Raw genomic sequence first — 18,637 nt, 5'->3', positions numbered from 1 at the left:
CCATTTATACGGTGTCAACAAAATTCCGTTCTACTTTATTGAAAACTACTGTGCCAATCAACAATAAAAAAATCGTAACAATTGTAGCATAACCTAAACTAAACCAGCTAAAGCTTCCTTGTCCTAAAAATCCATATCTAAAAGTTTCAATTATTGGCGTCATCGGATTATACTCGATAATCCAGGCATAAGCCGGATATTTGTTAATAGCCTCAGATAAGGGATAGATTACAGTAGTCGCATACATCAATAGCTGCACACCAAAACCGATGAGAAAAGCCAAATCCCTATATTTCGTGGTCATAGCCGAGATAATCATCCCTGCACCCAAACCCAATAAAGCCATTAATATTACAATTACCGGGAACAGGCAAATTGCCCAGCTGATGTTGAAGTTTGCGCCTGAGAAATAATAATAGGCCATTAATATGAGAAATAACAGCATCTGTACGCCAAAGCGCACCAGATTGCTTACCACAATACTTAATGGCATAATTAACCTGGGGAAATATACCTTGCCGAAAATACCAGCGTTATCCCTAAAAACAGATGATGTTTTGGTTAAACAATCAGCAAAGTAATTCCAGGCCGTAATTCCGGCCATATAAAATAAGGGCTTCGGTAGGCTATCGGTAGAGATACCTGCAAGGTTGCCAAAAATAAAGGTAAAAATGATGGTGGTAAACAGGGGTTGAATAAAAAACCAGAGTGGCCCCAAAATGGTTTGTTTGTAGAAAGAGACAAAATCCCTCCTGACCAATAATACCAACAAATCCCGATAGGCCCAAACCTCATGCAGTTTTAGGTCAAACAAGGATGATTTAGCCTCAATGGTCCACTGCTGTTCTTCCTTAACCATAAATATTAAGCTTGTTTATCTGCATGTTTTTTTTGTTGATCGCTACTTGATGCTGTATGATTAATTGAGCCTTTTAAAATCAAGTTTTTTACTGATTGAAGATAGTGGGTATATCCAAATGCTTTCATACATTTCTCTTGTAGGCTGTTTTTCTGCTTTTCAGTTTGACGATGTTGTAGCAGTTTGAATATGCTGTTTAGCATTTCTTGTTGATCGTCAGGATCTACTAATAAACCAAGTGCTCCGTTTTGAAGTGCATCTACGCTGCCATCTTTATTGCCGGCAATTACCCTAAGGCCGCTTGCCAGGGCTTCGATAAATACAATTCCGAAACCTTCTTTTTTACTGGGTAAAATAAAAATATCAGACAGTAAAAAATGTTCGGTAAGTTCGGCTTCATCAATAAAACCGATCATTCTGATATGCTCCTGCAGTTGATTCTTTACAATTAAGTCATCTAATCTTTTCTTTTCTACAGCATCCCATTTACCGCCCAATAGGTAAACGAGGTTAGGGTATATCTCCAATAGTTGCGGCAATAGCTCAATGGTATGGTCGTATCCTTTATACTTCTCTGAAGAGGATAAACGGGATAGTGAAAAAAGGATTAAATTTTCGCGGTTTAGATGATACCGATCCAATAAACGCTGCGGTTTTTCGAACTGTGTAGATAAATAATAAAAAGGATCAAGACAATTGTTTAATACTTCAATCCGATCTGCAGGAATGTGATGCATCTCCATAATTTTATCTGCAGTAAAATGACTTACACAAATAATCTTATCCAGCTGGTTTAACATTTTGAGTTTGGAATCAGATAACTTTTTCCAAATTTCTATACCATGTGCCAACAAATAGATTCTTTTATGGGGATGTATTTTCTTGATGAAATAAACAATGTTGATTAAATGGATATGGCTCAACAAAATCACATCAGCTTTTAAGCCACTTAAAAAAGATTGTACTACAAAGCGTTCTTTTTTTCCGTTAAAACCATGAAACTGCTGTTTGCTCAGGTACCTGGAATCACGGTCAGCATTTTTATCATACATGGAATATACCGTCGATTGAACAAGTTCTTCTTCACTTAAATCGTATAATACACGGGATAAACTTCGGCAAACTTTTTCAATACCACCAGTAAAACTAAACGTTTTAAGTGTTAAAAATAGAACCTTAACTGGCATGATATATTCTGTATAAGGCTAGGGCAGAACTCCAGTGCAATTTGTTTTCTCCAAAGTTCTGCATGAGTGATTTCGCCCTTTTATTTGCATAACGGGATGGATCGGCAATGTCGGAGCTTTTTCTCATCCATTCTTGAAACGGGAAAGTGAAACCCATTTTTGATCTTTTCCAGGTTTCTACGGGTAGATCTTCTTTGTAAGCCTCTACCAGGAGTTTTTTCTTCTGTTCGTAACTGAACTTTATTTCTGTTGAGATGGAAAGAACCAGATCAACAAAATTACGGTCCAGGAATGGAACCCTCACTTCAACACCATGGCTCATGCTCATAAAATCGGTATCTTTTAATAACTGATTTTGCATGTACATGTTAAATTCGAACCAGCTCGCTCTTGTTTCGTTACTGGTTTTCTTAATTCCGGGGTGAAGGGGGATGTCTTCCAGGCAATCGATAACGGTTTTCATATCGATGTCTAACAATTCGGCGATCACATCAGGAGAGTAAACTCCTCTCAAACATAGGTATTCGCCAATGGGTGAGTTTAAGCTGAGGTAATATAAACGTTTAAATTTGGTGTTATTGGAAAAACGCGTACTGCGTAAAGCGCTTTTACTCAACCAATTTAGATTTTGTATTTTATGGATCCGATCAAAAGATGGGTATCCGCCAAAAAGCTCATCAGCGCCTAAACCCGATAGCACCACTTTTATCCCGTTCGCTTTTGCTGTTTTACATACAAACCAGGTATTGATCCCATCATTTGTGGGTTGATCCATATCTGCTAAAACGGTTTCAAAATTCTGCACGAAATCGCGATAGGTAATCAGCTGTTCAATTTTTTGAAGATTTATTTTTTGAAGTAAACTATTCCGCTGTTTTTTTTCGGAAAAATCTATCTCATTAAAATTGGCAGAAATACTAGACAACTGTTTGTTATTATATTGATTAGCCAGTATCGTAATGATGCTCGAATCGAGCCCACCACTGAATAATACGCCAATATCAACATCAGAAATCATTTGCTGTTTGATAGAGTGGCCAAGTTGTTCGCGGATTCTTTCAATCGCATAACTTTCGTTATGAATATAAGAAGTGCTTTCAAATTCATGGTACGATTGAATAAGATGCTGAGCGCTTCTAATGTTGTATTTCAGAAAAGAACCTTTGCCCAGGCTACATACATTTTTAAGTGTAGTATAAGGTTCGGGGATATGGCCAAAAGCAAGGTAGTAAATCCGCCAGTTATCATTTTCCTGGTCAATATTAGCGTGTTTAAATGCTTTTACTTCTGATGCAAAGGTTAAAGTTTCGTTAGCAAAATGATAATAAAGTGGTTTTATTCCGTTTTGGTCCCGGACCAGGTACACACATTGTTCCCGTTTATCAAAAATGCAGAAGGCAAAAATACCATCAAGTTTTTCGAATGCTGTTTCTCCCCAATGCTGATAGGCATAAAGGATGACCTCTGTATCTGTTTGTGTTTTAAAAATATAGCCTAAATTGATTAATTCAGTTCTGATCTGCTTATAATTATAAATCTCGCCATTGTAAGTGATCACCAGATCTTCTTTATGGCTTAGCATCGGTTGATGTCCAGTGGAACTAAGATCTAAAATAGCCAACCTACGGTTACCAAGGCATAGCGGTGTTTTTTCAGCCGTATAGATACCATGATCATCAGGGCCACCATGTTGCATACTATCGCACATGGCTTTTACCTGTTGATTGACTTTTTCGAATGAATTTTTGCTATTAATGATGCCTGCTATGCGACACATTGATCTTTTTTTACTAAAATTTGGGCTACTTATTTTGCACCGGATACAGCTTCGCCCGCTCAGTCACATTTTTATTTTCAAAATGTACTGATCACTTGTTATATATTTTGCTGAGTCCTACATCACATTTCAGGACTCAAATCTCATCTCACACATCATCCGTCCCTAGATTGGTTCTACAAAAGCTATCGATGTATTAATATTTATCGAATAACCCATGTTTTGTAAACGTAAAATAATACGTTGCTTATTATGTACCGATACCAATTCGGCAATTACACCTTTAAAAGGTCCGGCTTTAATCAATACCCTTTCACCTGGTTTAATGTCATAATCAATGAGTTCCAGATCGGCATCTGTAGCGAGCAAGAGTTTAAGATCATGGATTTGTTGGTCAGGGATAGAAGCGATTTGGCTGGAGAAATAAATAAATCTGGCAACACCATTGGTCATCAGAACTTCAGCATATTCTCTTGCCGAAATATAGGCAAATAGATAAGATTTAATCAAGGGCTCTTCTACGATTTTTTTACGGTCGCTCCATTGCTTAACTGCCTTTTTAAGAGGTAAATAAGTTTGGATTCCTTTCCTGTTCAATTCCTCATTCGCTTTTTTTTCTGCTCTCGAACGCGTATAAACCGGGTACCACCTGTAATTTTGATCTATCATGAATTATACTATATCAACAATTAATCTCCATTTGCATCTTGTCAATCAACCAATTTAAACTTTAAGCGATTAAGCCATCCATTCTAAACCATTAACCATTAACTACTAAGCTAACCCTTCCATCATCCATTTTCCATCTCACCTTTTCCATTCTATTTTCTCTTCCAAAATTCCCACCAACTCTTCTCATCATCATAATAGCCACTTTTTCCATAGCCGGTATAGTTAGAGTAGTAATACGTTCCGGTATTGCTATGGGCATAATTGGTGGTATAAATGTTGGCATGCAGCTTCTCATCACCAAATGAATTTAGGATAATTGCAATGTTGTTAAGGCCATATTCTTTTGATAAACGATCGGGAATGGTGGCGGCCCTGAATTTAGAAACGCCTGAACGGATAATAAACAGGTTAATATCTGCTTTCCGGATGAGCGGAACAGAATCTGAAACTAGGCCTACAGGAGCCGTATCGATAATAATATATTCATAACTTTCTCTAAGCTTTTCAATCAATGTTCCCATGGCCTTGTGGTGTAAAAGTTCAGAAGGATTTGGAGGAACCGGGCCAGAAGTGATATAATCAATATTATGTCGTTCATCAGTAAAGATGATATCTGCTAAATCAGCCTGTTTTGATAAATAACTGCTTAAACCAATGTGGTTGTCCGAGCCAAAAGCATAGTGGAGTTTAGATTTTCGTAAATCCGCAGCAATTAAAATCACTTTTTTGTCAATAATAGATAAAGTACCGGCAAGATTTAGACTTACGAACGATTTCCCTTCTCCTGAAACCTCTGAAGTAATACAAATTACCTTAGTTTCCTGATCACTGGCCATAAAACTTAGGTTCGTTCGCACCGACCTCACCGATTCGGCAAATATAGATTTTGGGCGTTCTATCGATAAAACGCTTTCACCAAGGCCAACTTTTTTAGGGTATTTTAAAATTACCCCAATAATAGGAGTTGCGGTTAAGCCCTCAATCGTCTCAATATCGTACAGATAAGGATTTAATATTCTGACCAATAAAATTAAACCCAGGCCCGAAAACAAACCCATAAATAAATAAGAAGAATAAATTTTCTTCGGCACAGGAGAGATCGGGAAAAAGGAAGGCTGTGCGACACTGATAATGGTGGCGCCCGAAATTACGGCTGCTGAGCTAATCTGCGCAGAGAGTTTTCGTTCAAACAGCATCGAAAACATACGCTGGTTGATGTCGAAATTGCTTTGTAATTTTGCAAAATCATTTTGTTTGGCTGGTATACTACCCAGAGCCTGATTGGCCAGGCCAATTTGTCCGTTAATGTAACTGATGGTTTTTTGATTACGCTCGTGCAATAACCGGATATTGGTTACAATAGCCTGTTTCACTTCATTAATTTGCCGGTTAATATCTTGTATGGGTTGAGCATCAGCATTGAAATTCTGTAACTTATTTTCTCTATTAATGATAAGTGCATTGAGTTGTGCTATTAAACCAGTTAAGAGCGTACTGTTGGTGCCCTCTAAGTTAAGGTTAAGCTGTATCCGATCCTTATTGTTTTTTACTTGTGTTTCTAATTGCTGAATACCCAATTCTTGCAGTTGTAATTCAGCAATCTGGTTTTGTAGATTGCTGATTTTCGAATTTCCCAGTTCCCTATCGCTAGTTGGATCGATGAGTTTGTTACTGCTTTGAAAGGTGGAAAGTTTGTTGCCCGATTTATTTACCTGGGCATCTAAAAACGCAATCTGACTATCCAGATAGTCTATAGTTTGTTTAGCTGACCTTTTCTTAAGCCTTGCATCATTTTTTACATATTGTTTGATAATCTCATTCAATACATTGGCGGAAAAAACCGGATTACTATCGGTATGTGTAACCCCCATAATATTGGTGTTTTTCTCCTGTTCGAACACATTTAAGCCACCAGCAGCCCGGCCATACAGATCTCTGGTTCCATTAAATTTGAAGCTATAATTACCAGTAGCTGGGATTTCTGTTTTAACGGTAAAAACCATATTCCCCATGCTTATGGCCTGCCCATAACGATATTTTTTCAAATGCTGATTATTATCGTCGCTGCTTGATAGTTCGAAAGTCCGGTTATCAACAGGTTTAACTGCATAGGTAGCCCTGCTGAAATTAACAGAATCTTGCGTTAAAATATCAACCTGAAATGGCTGTGTGGGATAAAGTTCGGTTACCCGTACTCTCCCTTCCAAATAATAGCTAATTTTATAATCAAGATTCTTTAATGCATTTAAAATTACATCTTCCGATCGCATAATAATACCTTCGGTTTGAATCTGATTCTGATTAAAAGGACGATAATTTACAGGAGAACCAGGCAGAGAAGTCATTTGTTGCTGCTGGTCGCTGTCTAGTTTTAGCGAAGCCGAAGTAATATAAATAGGGGTAATGCTCCGCACATAAAGCCAGGCCATTACAAAGCTGATCAATACTGTTCCGGCAACCCAATACCATCTACTCAAGAAAATCAATACGATTTTCCAATAGTTAATGGTCTGGCTGGCTAACTTTCTATTTTCGGTTGGTGTAGTGTTATCCATTAGCGGGTTAAGGTAAAGATTAATACAGCCAGATTGACTACCACCAGCAAGGGTTGTACAATGTTATTCACACTGGTTAGCTTTTCGCTCAATGCCGAGCTCTTGGTTTGTTGCAATACGATAATATCGTTATTTTGAAGAATCAGCTTTTTACTGGCTAAACTGTTAATGTCGTTTAAGTTAACGTAGATAATTTCAGGATGGCTTCTGTCGCCACGAATAATTTTTAGGGTCTTAGGATCAGCGGTTTTGTTAATACCCCCTGCTTCACCAATAATATCAATTAAGGTGGTATTTTCCCGCTCGAGTAAAAAATTCCCTTGTTTGCCAAACTCTCCTAATAAGGTCACTTTTAAGTTTACTACACTTAATTCGATAATGGGGTCGCGAAGCAGTTGTTTTGCATATAAATCCTGAATTTTAATGGCCGCATCCCGTCTGCTTAAACCGATCACATCCACCTTTCCTATAGCTGGCAGGTTAACTTTACCATCAATATCTACCGGATAAGAAAGTATATTATTTATGGAACCTCCTGCATTTTGGGAGTTGTTCGAACCTGATCCAGATGATGCAGTAGCCCCAAATTCTTTGTTCTGTACATTTCGGATGGCCAATTGATCATTCACCTTTATTTTATAATAGGCATCACTAATACCCTGATCGTTTACCACATACACCTGCTTAATGGTATCGGTAACGACATCACTTGGGGCGTTAAATAGACTATGCTCTTTTCTGGCGGCACAGCTGGCAAGGGCAATAGTAATAGATAAAATACAAAGAAATTTTAAAATTGCTTTTGTCGGGATCATATTTAATTCGGGATGTAGGATGTAAGCTTAGGGCTTACGTACAAAAATATGGGTTAAAGATGCTTAAAAAAAATTAAATTAGAATTAAGGCTCGTCGATTGCCTTTTATGTACCTAATGGGCTCACTTGATTTTTTTAATCATTAATTCCAGATATACTTTGTAAACAACACTTTCCGATTTTTAATTGTGCTGTTTTTAACTCATGATGAGGCGTGTCTGAATTCAAAGCCATTTTTTGTGTTGATATAAATCAACGTAAAAGTTTAACTGTGTAGTTTTGATACTACAGTTATAAGGTATATTTGTCCATATTTATTTAAGCTATAAAGCTGGTTTATTGTTTTTATGCTTATTTAAAAAGTCGCTATCCCTGTAAGTATAATTCAAGTTGCATATCGCCTGCAGGCGTGTTGTTATTCGGATTTGCCACTATTTTAAGGTTGTTAGGGGCTGTTATTAACCTAAAATGAATAACAACTTTAAGATAATTGGTGTATGAGGTGTTTAAGATTTTCTCTGCTGGCTGTATTTATTTGTTTTATAGGAAATGTTCAAGCTCAATCGGGTTGCATAAAATATTATGGGCCGGGATTCGAAGCAATTTATTACCCAACTAACTTAGGTACTACCGGTGTATTTGGCCCTGATTATGGAGGAAGTCCCCTTAGCATTCCTGCTGGTTGTTCTCCAACCGAACCAGCAAGCACACTCACAAGAGAATGTACTATAGGAGGGATTTACGGAGGCCTGCTCTTGCAAGATCATATTCGGTGTCCTATCGATGATTATGTACCTTTCTTAACATTGTTAGCCAGTTGTGCCGGAGCAATGTTTATCAGGAACAGGTTATGGTTTAGTGAAGGTGAATGAATATGAAATCGTTGATCGGTAAGTTTTGAATGCTGCACGTTTTCTTTTTGGTTAAAAGGTTAACAGGAGGTATGGCGTACTCATAATTGATACCGTAAATATTTTATTTGTATTATTTTATCTACATTTAAGTATTTTTGAGTTGCTTTTTTTAATCTTTGCGAGGTAATGCTCCCGAAGATGCTCAAGATCCTTTTATCCTTTTTAATTTCACTGGTCATTTCGCTGACTGCGGCTGCCCAGACAGGCTGTTTAGTGCTGAATTTTGATACCTATAATAAAGTTTTTAATAACCATGAAACGGCTACCCAATTTTATACCGGAGATGGGAATAACTTTGTATGGTGGGAAGGAGTATGTGGTCCACACACCTACTTGGCAACATCTGGCTCTCCGCAAGGTACCTGTACTTTAAATGGTTCTTCAAAAACTGGCCAGATTTACACCATTTCAACTACTTTTGAAGCGCCATGTGGTTTACCACTAGATGATCATGACATTTTCTTGTTAGCTTTTGCAGGGCTTTTAGGAGCCTGCATGCTGAGGAGTAAATGGAGGTTAAAATATCTGTCGTAGGCCAGGTCCACAATCTATAGATCTTTTTTCTTTTGTTGGTGCAATTAGCTTTTAATATGTTCAACAACCTTGCTTTGATTTTCACCTTTATCAAAGCATATTGTTTAGGGGCTTCGAAATTTTGGGTAAATTACTTAACGTTTATGTATTGCTTCTATAAAAAGAACGTTTGAGTGAGTCGAAATTTTAGCTCAAAATTTTTATTAACCTTGCGATTTCTACAGTTACTGTTGAAACTAATCTTTTAATAATCTCCTGTTCACTAAGCAATTTTCAATTTACTCGTTCATTTTGTTCATGATATTTATCAATAAGTTGATTTGTACTAACTAAAACGTTTTTTAACTGAAAATAGCGCTAATTGTAGTTTTAAATGAGATTTCTTATCATTTGTCATTAATTCTATTCCTTTAGTAGTGTTTTTTAATTGTCTTTTTTGAAAACCAAGCTGAAAACGCCATCGTATATAATTCATTTATTTTCAATATTTGTATTTATTGTAGTTTTTATAATACGTTTTTATGCGCTTCCTGTTCATTTTTACAGTCTGTTCAATAGGTCTTTTTTTTATGCACATACCCATAGCATCTTCACAATCAGGTTGCATTGATAATAATCATGGCGGCGATTATATTTATACCGTTATAATTTCAGGAACAGAGTATGATGGCAATAGCGCGAAGGTGCCGCATACTTATAACAGCACTACTGATTGCAATGCTGTAATTTTACCTTCTTCACCATATAGTAGCTGTACCATTACTAAAAATGGTATGCTTTATGGTACTGGATCTTTGGTTAATTATTCATTGGAAAATTGCCCTCTGGATGATTACAGTATTTTTTCGCTATGTCTATTAGGAGGAGCTGGATATTATTTAATTAAACGAAAACACTTAATACTTTGTTAAGATTTGTTTAACTCTTTAATGTATAAAGATTGCAACTGAGTTTAATAATTTACTACTAATGTAGTTTTTGTCTAATAGCCTAGACATAGATGGCACCTATTTATTGAACAAAAGGAACAACGAATCCATAATGCAAGCAAGCTAATTTTATATCGAATCAGTACCGATATGAAATGAAGGAATGTTTGCTAGCCATCATATTACTTTTTACTTTAAATCCTTTAAGTGTAACTGCTCAGGGAACAGTAGACGGCTGTTTGCTTTCTGATAATTTAGTTTACACAGACTATACTTCACTATTAGGTGCACGACTCTATAGTTCAACACCGACTACGTCTCTGTCGGCGAATTATTGTTCGTGGACAGCTTCCTCCACTGTTTCATGTAATGTGTGCTTTGGGGCTATAAATGCCCTTGCATTGTTATGTGTGGGTGGACCAGTGGTTGGTGGGCAACGAGGCGTTTATACCATGGTAGAGTGCAACCTCGATGACCATTCCTGGGTTTTAGGTGCAGCGGCAGGCCTATTTGGTCTCTTCATTATCAAAAGAAGAAATAAACTGTAAATCATCTTTGTGCGCTTGATAGAAAACCATTCGGCATATGTAAGGCTATTGTTTATCTTTACCCAATTTTTAAGCTTAAAAAGCCAAAGAATCCCGTTTGGTAAACATGAAAATATCCCTAATCACAGTCGTTTACAACGGCGAAGCCTTTTTGCAACAGTGTTTTAGTTCGGTAATGGCGCAAACTTATGCCGATATAGAATATATTGTGATTGATGGAGGATCGACAGACCGAACCCTGAATATTATTCAGGAAAACCAATCTGCCATTGATTATTTTATTTCAGAAAAGGATAAAGGTTTATATGATGCGATTAATAAAGGAATTAATAGGGCAACAGGAGAAGTAATCGGGATTTTAAATGCCGATGATTTATTTGCACATCCTGATGTATTGGCTTCAGTAGCCAAAACCTTTATCGATCAGCCAGAAATAGATGGACTTTATGGTGATCTGAATTATATCCATCCCACAACGCATAAAATTATCAGGACCTGGAAATCACGTCAAAACACAGCGGAAGATCTTAAAAAAGGCTGGATGCCCGCACACCCTACGCTGTATTTGAAAAGATCGTTGTTTGAAAAGAATGGAAATTATGCCTTAGATCTGGGCACGGCTGCCGATTACGAATTAATATTACGTTACTTTTATACCCATAAAATCGAAGCGGTTTATTTACCCATCTTAATGGTGAATATGCGCACAGGTGGTGTAAGTAACCAATCTTTAAGGGGCAGGATCTCTGCTTTTGTTAATGATTATAAAGCGCTGAAGAGAAACAGCATACCATACCCGCTTTTTGCCCTCATGAGGAAAAAGCTGAGTAAACTCAGTCAATTTTAAATCTTTCCTGATTAATTTGGCTACAGCTCCGGTTGAATCATTCTAAAACTGCTTCTCTTTGATTTATGTCATGTTAAACATTTATAAACGACAGTTTGTTATGGGGACATTACTTATATTTGTGTATCAAGTCATCCCGTTTTGCTTAAAGATATCCTGAATACCAATCCAAACTATTTCTGTATGGCCATATTTATTTTGGCCTTTTCTATCGTGGTGATCAGTATTCCAAGTGTAATCTATACCTCATTAAAATATGGCCTTTTTGATAAAAACGACCTGCATCGTAAAAACCATAAACGTAATATTTCACGCTTAGGTGGCCTGGCCATTGTAGGTAGTTTTACCGTAAGCATCTTGCTTTTTTCTGCCATTATTAATTTTAAAGAAGCTAATTTTTTAATTGCGTCGTGCATTATCCTTTCGGCGTTGGGGTTAAAAGACGATGTTTATGGTACCAATACCAGTACAAAATTTATTCTGCAGATTGTGGTGGCTTTTATTCTGGTTTTTTTTGGTGCTTTCCGTTTAACCAGCCTTTACGGTGTATTGGGCATAGGAGATATGTTACCTTTATGGGGAAGTCTTTTTTCAATTGCATTGATTATTTTCCTCAATAATGCATTCAATTTAATAGATGGTATTGACGGGTTGGCAGGTGGAATCGGCATTTTGACGAGCCTGGTTTTCGGTATTTTGTTTTCTTCTATGGGGCAGATAGCATATGCATTTATTGCCTTTGCCCTGGCGGGTGCCATAGCTGGTTTTTTAAAGTACAATTGGTTTCCAGCTAAAATATTTATGGGCGATACGGGTGCATTAATCATCGGACTTATTTCTGCTGCGCTGGCCATTAAATTTATAGAGCTTAATAAGTTCACCGGTGGGAGTAAGCCTGCTTTTTATTCTGCACCAGCCATAGCGGTAGCCATACTCATTGTGCCGGTTTTCGATTCTTTAAGGGTGTTCACTATTCGTATTTTAAAGGGCGGATCTCCGTTTAAGGGCGACCGTAACCATATTCACCACCGTTTAGAGCAGTTAGGCTTAAAGCCCAGCTGGATCGTAATTTCGACTGCGGGGTTTAATCTGGCTACGATAGCGGCTACCATTATTCTACAGCATCTTGGAAATTTTGTGCTGATTCTGCTTATTATTGGCCTCTGCATTGCCTTCAATAGCCTGCTCACCTTAAGTCTGCTTAAAAAGAAAGGCAGGTAGTCGTCTAATTGTTTCTGTATTGTGCAGATCAGAAGTTTCTAGCCCCGGTCGCAGCGGCATCCCCAAAGTGCAACGAAGGGATATAGCGGAGAACGGGAGCCAACACTAATAGTAGCTCAGTCTTTGCGCTTCAGAAAATAAATTTTATTTTTTTGTAAAGCAGGTGTTTGCCTATCGGTTACGGCAGTCCTTCTTTCCGCTCCTATCTTTTTGTGATGGTTAGTGAGATGTTTTTAGATTGGTAGAACAAAAAGGATAGCCGCTACAATAAGGTTTATTTAACGGAGGTTTGTGAAGCAAAACAAAGTAGTATTTCAACTATAAAATGGTGAGCAGTTTTGTGTTTGCCTCCTTGCAAATCAGAAATGCCTAGCCCCGGGCGCAGCGGCATCCCCAAAGCGTAGCGGAGGGATATAGCGAAGAACGGGAACCAACACTAATGGTAGCTCAGCCTTGGCGCTTCGAAAAAAAAAATATTTTTTTAAAAAACGCGTGTTTGTTACCCGGCTAACCTTCATCATTTTGTAAGAATATTAGCACATTTTTGGCCTTACAACCAAAAAGCATCATCCCTTTTCCATCTTATATAATCAGGTCTTTGCTTTGATAAATAAATACTAATTTTGCGCTCTAATTTTTATAATAACAATGAGGCTGGCAATAAATGGTTTTGGTAGAATAGGAAGAACATTTTTACGCTTGGCATTGGCTGAGGGATTTGAAGTAGTGGCCATTAACGACCTGGCAGAAGCCAAGACGATGGCTCACTTATTTAAATACGATACTGTTCATGGTGTTTTCGCGGGTAATGTTTCAGCAAAACCCGATGCCTTGGTGATCAATCAGCTTTCTATTCCGGTTTTCGCCATTAAAGATGCCGATGAATTACCCTGGTCGGCACTTAGGGTAGATCTGGTTATCGATTGTACAGGCAAAAATTTAACCAAATCGCTCGCTGAAAAACACATTACCTCAGGGGCTAAACAAGTGCTGATTTCAGCGCCGGCAGCCGAAGATATTCCGATGGTGGTATTGGGGGTAAACGATCATCAGATTGATTTAACCAGTGCTGTACTATCAAATGCGAGTTGTACTACAAACAATATTGCCCCGATGATTAAGATTTTGAACGATAACTGGGGGGTTGAGGAAGGTTATATTACCACCATCCATTCCATGACCGGCGATCAGAACCTGCATGATGCAAACCACAAAGATTTGCGCAGGGCAAGGGCAGCCTCATCTTCCATTATTCCAACCACAACTGGGGCAGCAAAAGCCATTACCCATATTTTTCCTGAACTGGATGGTCGTTTAGGTGGAGCAGGGATCAGGGTTCCGGTTTTAAACGGATCGTTGACCGATTTTACCTGCCTGCTCAAGAAAAAGACAACCATCGAAGAAATTAATGCTGCTTTTAAACACGCTGCCGAAAATGAATTAAAAGGCCTCCTGGAGTATACTGAAGATCCAATTGTATCTGTCGATATTATCGACAACCCGCATTCTTGTATTTTCGATTCGCTATTAACTTCTATTGTTGGCGATCTGGTTAAAGTGGTAGGCTGGTACGACAACGAATTTGGTTATAGCAGCCGTTTAATCGATGTGGTAAAGAAAATTGATCGATTGTAAAATATAAGGTTTTAAGTAATTTTAAAAAAGGTTTAGCTTTTGCTAAACCTTTTTGTGTTTTATTGGTTTTATCTGCCAATAGCTGGTCAGATTTTGCATTTCCTAAATGCAAGGACTTCAATCTGGACAGGAAGAAGAAAAGAGACTAAACGTGTAAACTGAATCGCTTGGAAACACAAAAAACACACCTTAAAGAGCGGAAGTCTTTTCTTCCCAAATTATTGCTCATCCTCTCACTAGCCGCACTGCTGGTTGCGGAAGGATATTTCGGACTGAGGCTGCACCAACTTTCCGATCAGCAGGAACGCATAAAGGAAGATTATTCCAATATCAATAACATTACCTACGGACTGTTTTCTGTGCAGCAATGGAAAGATAATGTTTCAAGGATTGTGCACCATCAGGTACGCAACCTGAAAATGACCAAAAAACAAAAGAAAATATTACAAACAGAAGTGCAAAATGTGCTGCTCGCCCTTATAGACAAAGCTGAGGCACTGGTTAATAAACCCAAAAAAACAATCAGTGGCAAGATTCAGAAATTTGCGATACGCAATTTTGTAAACTCCGACAGCATCAGGGCACAGGTGCCGGCTTTTGCCAAAAAGATTATTGCCGAGGTAGATAATCCCAAAAACAAGCGGCAACTGAGTAAAATGGCCATGGGCGAGTTTAACGAACTGGCCAATGAAGAAAAGCTCGATAGTGCATTTGTGGCCAACGGAGCTTCTGTAAGGGCATTGTACAAAAAATATCATGTAAGCTCTACCGATGCATTGAATAAAAACCTTGTTCAAACGTTATCCGAAATTCGTAGTAAAACCTACAGTTATTCATTTGGTATGCTGGCTTGCGTGGTGGTGGTGCTGGGTTTTTGGTGGGGGCTTCGCAAACGCCGTGATCTGCATACCACACTCTTTGTCATGTCGTTGCTCTTTGCATTTATCCTCCTGGCTGTCGGCCTCACCGCATCAATGATAGAGGTTGATGCCCGTATCCGTTCGCTGGATTTTGTGCTGCTCGGCGAGCATGTGGTTTTTAAAGATCAGGTGCTGTTTTTTCAGAGCAAAAGTATCATGGACGTGGTAAGCGTACTCATCAGTCAGCCTGGCATCGATTCTATCCTGGTCGGTGTGCTGATATTGGTTTTTAGTATTCTGTTTCCGGCAGTCAAGTTAAGTTCGACGGGAATACACCTCCTGGGGAATAAAAAGCTGGCCGAAAATAAGGTAATTAAATACTTCGCATTCCAATCGGGTAAGTGGAGTATGGCCGATGTTATTGTCATTGCCATACTCATGGCTTATATCGGGCTGAATGGCTTGCTCGAAGGGCAACTTCAGGCACTTAATATCAAAAACGATTCGCTTACCATTCTAACCACCAACAATACGGCATTGCAGCCCGGATATATCATATTCATCAGCTTTGTGTTATATGGCCTCATTCTCTCAACGATATTGAAGTTCATTACACCGCACGATGCCCATTAATCCAATTTAATTGCAGCTGTTTGATTCATTTTTTTATGGCAACAACAACACATAATCCTAAAAATACTCCGGCAAAAAAGAACTGGTTAGCACCTTTTGTGCTAATTACAGCACTTAGCCTGCTTTTAATTGGAGAAGCCTATTTCGGTTACCGCTTCCACCAGCTTTCTTACGAACAAAAACGGATTAAGGAAGATTACAGCCTATCGAACAACATTACCTTTGGCATCTTCTCGGTAGATCGATGGGGAGAGAAGATTTCGGCTGTGGTAGACCGACGGGTAAAAGGCTTCAAGTTAACTGCCAAACAGAAAATAGAGATGCGCAAGGGCATTGAAAAGGAGCTGCACGGATTGGTTAATCAAGCAGTTTCCGAAGTAACCAAGCCTCAGAAAACCCTTGGTGGCAAACTCAAAAAACTAGCCTTTAACAGCTTTGTAGACGTTGATGAACTCCATGCACAGGTGCCATCTTTCGCCAAAACTATTGTAACAAAGATCACAAGTCCGGCCAGTTTAAAGCGGCTCAAAAACGTTGCGGCGAGCAAAGTAGACGAGCTGGAAGAGCAAACCTACGATAGTACCGATACCACCATTACCACGGTAGAACATAATATTTATCAAAAGTACCATGTTGCCGGAGCAAGCGCTTACAATCGTTTGGTAGAGGCCAAACTTGCACAAATTAAACACGATACTTTTCAATGTGCATGGGCGATGCTGGCTTGCGTTGCCATTGCATTAATGCTCTGGCTCTTTTTAAGAAAACGGGTGCAATTGCACGTTCCATTGTTTGTGATGTCGCTGCTCTTTGCTGTTGTTTTGCTTACAGTAGGGGTTACCTCCCCAATTATTGAGGTTGATGCACGTATAAAAACATTAGAGTTTGCATTGTTGGGCGATAAAATCGCCTTCACTAATCAGGTGCTTTTTTTTCAGAGTAAAAGCATACTGGGCATTATCGGAACATTAATCGAACAGCCGAAACCAGATGCCGTGCTCGTTGGTGCATTGTTGCTCTTATTTGTTGTGGCATTGCCGCTACTCCGCATCGTGGCAAGAGGTGTACATGTATCCTGCGGACATCTTTTCGGAAGTCAGAAAGTATTGCGCTTTATGGCATTCGATCTCGGAAAATGGGATATGGCTGATGTAATGGTGGTGGGCATTGCAATGACCTATATCGGCTTAAACGGAATATTGAAAAGCCAGCTCTCCGGCCTGAACATCGAAAACGATACGCTAACCACTGTTACGGCCAATAATTCGGCACTGCAGCTCGGGTTCTTTGTGTTTGTGGCTTATGTGGTTTACGCAAAGGTATTGTCCTTTTTACTTAAGCGGATGGATGAGCGAAACGGCTCGTGTGAGTAGAAAGGGAATATGGTGCTTTCTTAAAAAAAAAAAACGTGATTATGCATTTGTCTAATCTTTTTTAGAAGCGCAGTGCCTGTGCAGCTATTCAAGTTTGTTCCCGTTCTCCGCTATATCCCTTCGCTGCGCTTTGGGGATGCCGCTTCGCCCGGGGCTAAACACTTCCTTTTTGCAAGCAAGCCGATGCAATTCGCCTATTTATTTGGTTGTAATGTAGTTCTGTTGTTTAACAGGCCTTTGTTCAATAAACCTTATTGAAGCGGCTATCCTTTTTGTTCCACCAGCCCACAATATTCCACTATACGATCACAAAAAGATAGGAGCGAAAAGAAGGACTGCCGTAACCGATTAGCACATCACTCGCTTTCCTAATAATGATATATGATCGATTGTTTTAATCTTTTTAGGAGCGCAGCGCCTGTACAGCTATTAAAGTTTGTTCCCGTTCTCCGCTATATCCCTTCGCTGCGCTTTGGGGATGCCGCCTCGCCCGGGGCTAAACACTTCTGATCTGCAAGGAAGCCGATGCAATTCGCCCGTTTATTTGGTTGTATTGTAGTTCTGTTGTTTATAAGCCCTTGTTCAATAAACCTTATTGAAGCGGCTATCCTTTTTGTTCCACCAGCCTACAACATTCCACTTAACGATCACAAAAAGATAGGAGCGGAAAGAAGGACTGCCATAACCGATTAGTACTTCACTCGCTTTCCTAATAATGATATATGATCCATCATTTTAATCTTTTTTGGAGCGCAGTACCTGTACAGTTATTCAAGTTTGTTCCCGGTCTCCGCTATATCCCTTGCTGCACTTTGGGATGCCGCTTCGCCCGGGGCTAAACACTTCCTTTTTGCAAGCAAGCCGATGCAATTCGCATGGTGATAATGTCGTTTTTCTCTTCCACAAGCCTTTGTTCAATAAACCTTATTGAAGCGGCTATCCTTTTTGTTCCACCAGCCTACAACATTCCGCTTAACCATCACAAAAAGATAGGAGCGAAAAGAAGGACTGCCATAACCGATTAGCACATCACTGGCTTTCCTAATAATGATATATGATCCATTGTTTTAATCTTTTAGGAGCGCAGTGCCTGTGCAGTTATTCAAGTTTGTTCCCGTTCTCCGCTATATCCCTCCGCTTCGCTTTGGGGATGCCGCTGCGCCAGGGGCTAAACGCTTCTGATCTGCAAGGGAATCGACACCAAGCTGTCCATTATCCCTTTCTTTTTAATTCAAACCTAACGGTAGCTAAAATGTTAGAACTTTCTGACGGATATTA

Annotated in this window: 14 protein-coding genes; 8 read left to right on the top strand and 6 right to left on the bottom strand. The window is 39.0% G+C overall.

Annotated features, from left to right (window positions below; translation table 11 throughout):
- Positions 1-4 precede the first annotated feature (4 nt).
- From AC07YT_RS08755 to AC07YT_RS08730, 6 genes are all read right to left on the bottom strand, one after another.
- Positions 5-859, bottom strand: a complete 855-nt coding sequence (locus AC07YT_RS08755) for an ABC transporter permease (protein WP_086544970.1) — start codon at positions 857-859, stop codon at positions 5-7.
- Positions 860-864: 5 nt separating this feature from the next.
- Entirely contained in the window at positions 865-2,046 is a 1,182-nt protein-coding gene (locus tag AC07YT_RS08750) for a glycosyltransferase family 4 protein (RefSeq protein ID WP_086544971.1), read from the bottom strand.
- Positions 2,036-3,823, bottom strand: a complete 1,788-nt coding sequence (asnB, locus tag AC07YT_RS08745) for an asparagine synthase (glutamine-hydrolyzing) (protein WP_086544972.1) — start codon at positions 3,821-3,823, stop codon at positions 2,036-2,038. The genes AC07YT_RS08750 and asnB overlap by 11 nt, the downstream gene beginning before the upstream one ends.
- A 165-nt stretch (positions 3,824-3,988) precedes the next feature.
- Entirely contained in the window at positions 3,989-4,492 is a 504-nt protein-coding gene (locus AC07YT_RS08740; protein WP_086544973.1) for a UpxY family transcription antiterminator, read from the bottom strand.
- Between the two features lie 152 nt (positions 4,493-4,644).
- Positions 4,645-7,050: a GumC family protein gene (locus tag AC07YT_RS08735; protein ID WP_086544974.1), complete on the bottom strand. Its 2,406-nt coding sequence runs from the start codon at positions 7,048-7,050 to the stop codon at positions 4,645-4,647.
- Entirely contained in the window at positions 7,050-7,865 is an 816-nt protein-coding gene (locus AC07YT_RS08730) for a polysaccharide biosynthesis/export family protein (protein WP_086544975.1), read from the bottom strand. The genes AC07YT_RS08735 and AC07YT_RS08730 overlap by 1 nt, the downstream gene beginning before the upstream one ends.
- Positions 7,866-8,362: 497 nt before the next feature.
- Between AC07YT_RS08730 and AC07YT_RS08725 the strand changes: the two genes are divergently transcribed.
- The 8 genes from AC07YT_RS08725 (at position 8,363) to AC07YT_RS08690 (ending at position 17,359) form a co-directional block, all read left to right on the top strand.
- On the top strand, positions 8,363-8,737 hold the full coding sequence (locus AC07YT_RS08725) for a hypothetical protein (RefSeq protein WP_086544976.1): 375 nt from the start codon (positions 8,363-8,365) through the stop codon (positions 8,735-8,737).
- A 180-nt stretch (positions 8,738-8,917) separates the two neighbouring features.
- Positions 8,918-9,313, top strand: a complete 396-nt coding sequence (locus AC07YT_RS08720; RefSeq protein ID WP_086544977.1) for a hypothetical protein — start codon at positions 8,918-8,920, stop codon at positions 9,311-9,313.
- Positions 9,314-9,882: 569 nt separating this feature from the next.
- Entirely contained in the window at positions 9,883-10,224 is a 342-nt protein-coding gene (locus AC07YT_RS08715; protein ID WP_086544978.1) for a hypothetical protein, read from the top strand.
- A gap of 672 nt (positions 10,225-10,896) precedes the next feature.
- Positions 10,897-11,637, top strand: coding sequence for a glycosyltransferase family 2 protein (locus AC07YT_RS08710; RefSeq protein WP_086544980.1), 741 nt, complete (start codon positions 10,897-10,899; stop codon positions 11,635-11,637).
- 183 nt (positions 11,638-11,820) lie between these two features.
- On the top strand, positions 11,821-12,858 hold the full coding sequence (locus AC07YT_RS08705) for an MraY family glycosyltransferase (protein ID WP_086549233.1): 1,038 nt from the start codon (positions 11,821-11,823) through the stop codon (positions 12,856-12,858).
- Between the two features lie 648 nt (positions 12,859-13,506).
- Positions 13,507-14,493, top strand: coding sequence for a type I glyceraldehyde-3-phosphate dehydrogenase (gene gap / locus AC07YT_RS08700; protein ID WP_086544981.1), 987 nt, complete (start codon positions 13,507-13,509; stop codon positions 14,491-14,493).
- Positions 14,494-14,660: 167 nt separating this feature from the next.
- Positions 14,661-15,986 (top strand): paraquat-inducible protein A, encoded by a 1,326-nt coding sequence (locus AC07YT_RS08695; protein ID WP_086544982.1) that lies wholly within the window; start codon positions 14,661-14,663, stop codon positions 15,984-15,986.
- Between the two features lie 35 nt (positions 15,987-16,021).
- Positions 16,022-17,359 (top strand): paraquat-inducible protein A, encoded by a 1,338-nt coding sequence (locus AC07YT_RS08690; protein WP_086544983.1) that lies wholly within the window; start codon positions 16,022-16,024, stop codon positions 17,357-17,359.
- The last annotated feature ends 1,278 nt before the right edge of the window (positions 17,360-18,637 follow it).

This window comes from Pedobacter sp. GW460-11-11-14-TSB4 (assembly GCF_059423705.1).
This window is presented reverse-complemented; position numbering and strand designations above follow the sequence as displayed.

What these genes read in the sequence shown, in the direction of transcription:
- AC07YT_RS08755 (WP_086544970.1), bottom strand. Translation starts at nt 859, where the DNA reads ATGGTTAAGGAAGAACAGCAGTGGACCATTGAGGCTAAATCATCCTTG.
- AC07YT_RS08750 (WP_086544971.1), bottom strand. Translation starts at nt 2,046, where the DNA reads ATGCCAGTTAAGGTTCTATTTTTAACACTTAAAACGTTTAGTTTTACT.
- asnB (WP_086544972.1), bottom strand. Translation starts at nt 3,823, where the DNA reads ATGTGTCGCATAGCAGGCATCATTAATAGCAAAAATTCATTCGAAAAA.
- AC07YT_RS08740 (WP_086544973.1), bottom strand. Translation starts at nt 4,492, where the DNA reads ATGATAGATCAAAATTACAGGTGGTACCCGGTTTATACGCGTTCGAGA.
- AC07YT_RS08735 (WP_086544974.1), bottom strand. Translation starts at nt 7,050, where the DNA reads ATGGATAACACTACACCAACCGAAAATAGAAAGTTAGCCAGCCAGACC.
- AC07YT_RS08730 (WP_086544975.1), bottom strand. Translation starts at nt 7,865, where the DNA reads ATGATCCCGACAAAAGCAATTTTAAAATTTCTTTGTATTTTATCTATT.
- AC07YT_RS08725 (WP_086544976.1), top strand. Translation starts at nt 8,363, where the DNA reads ATGAGGTGTTTAAGATTTTCTCTGCTGGCTGTATTTATTTGTTTTATA.
- AC07YT_RS08720 (WP_086544977.1), top strand. Translation starts at nt 8,918, where the DNA reads ATGCTCAAGATCCTTTTATCCTTTTTAATTTCACTGGTCATTTCGCTG.
- AC07YT_RS08715 (WP_086544978.1), top strand. Translation starts at nt 9,883, where the DNA reads ATGCACATACCCATAGCATCTTCACAATCAGGTTGCATTGATAATAAT.
- AC07YT_RS08710 (WP_086544980.1), top strand. Translation starts at nt 10,897, where the DNA reads ATGAAAATATCCCTAATCACAGTCGTTTACAACGGCGAAGCCTTTTTG.
- AC07YT_RS08705 (WP_086549233.1), top strand. Translation starts at nt 11,821, where the DNA reads ATGGCCATATTTATTTTGGCCTTTTCTATCGTGGTGATCAGTATTCCA.
- gap (WP_086544981.1), top strand. Translation starts at nt 13,507, where the DNA reads ATGAGGCTGGCAATAAATGGTTTTGGTAGAATAGGAAGAACATTTTTA.
- AC07YT_RS08690 (WP_086544983.1), top strand. Translation starts at nt 16,022, where the DNA reads ATGGCAACAACAACACATAATCCTAAAAATACTCCGGCAAAAAAGAAC.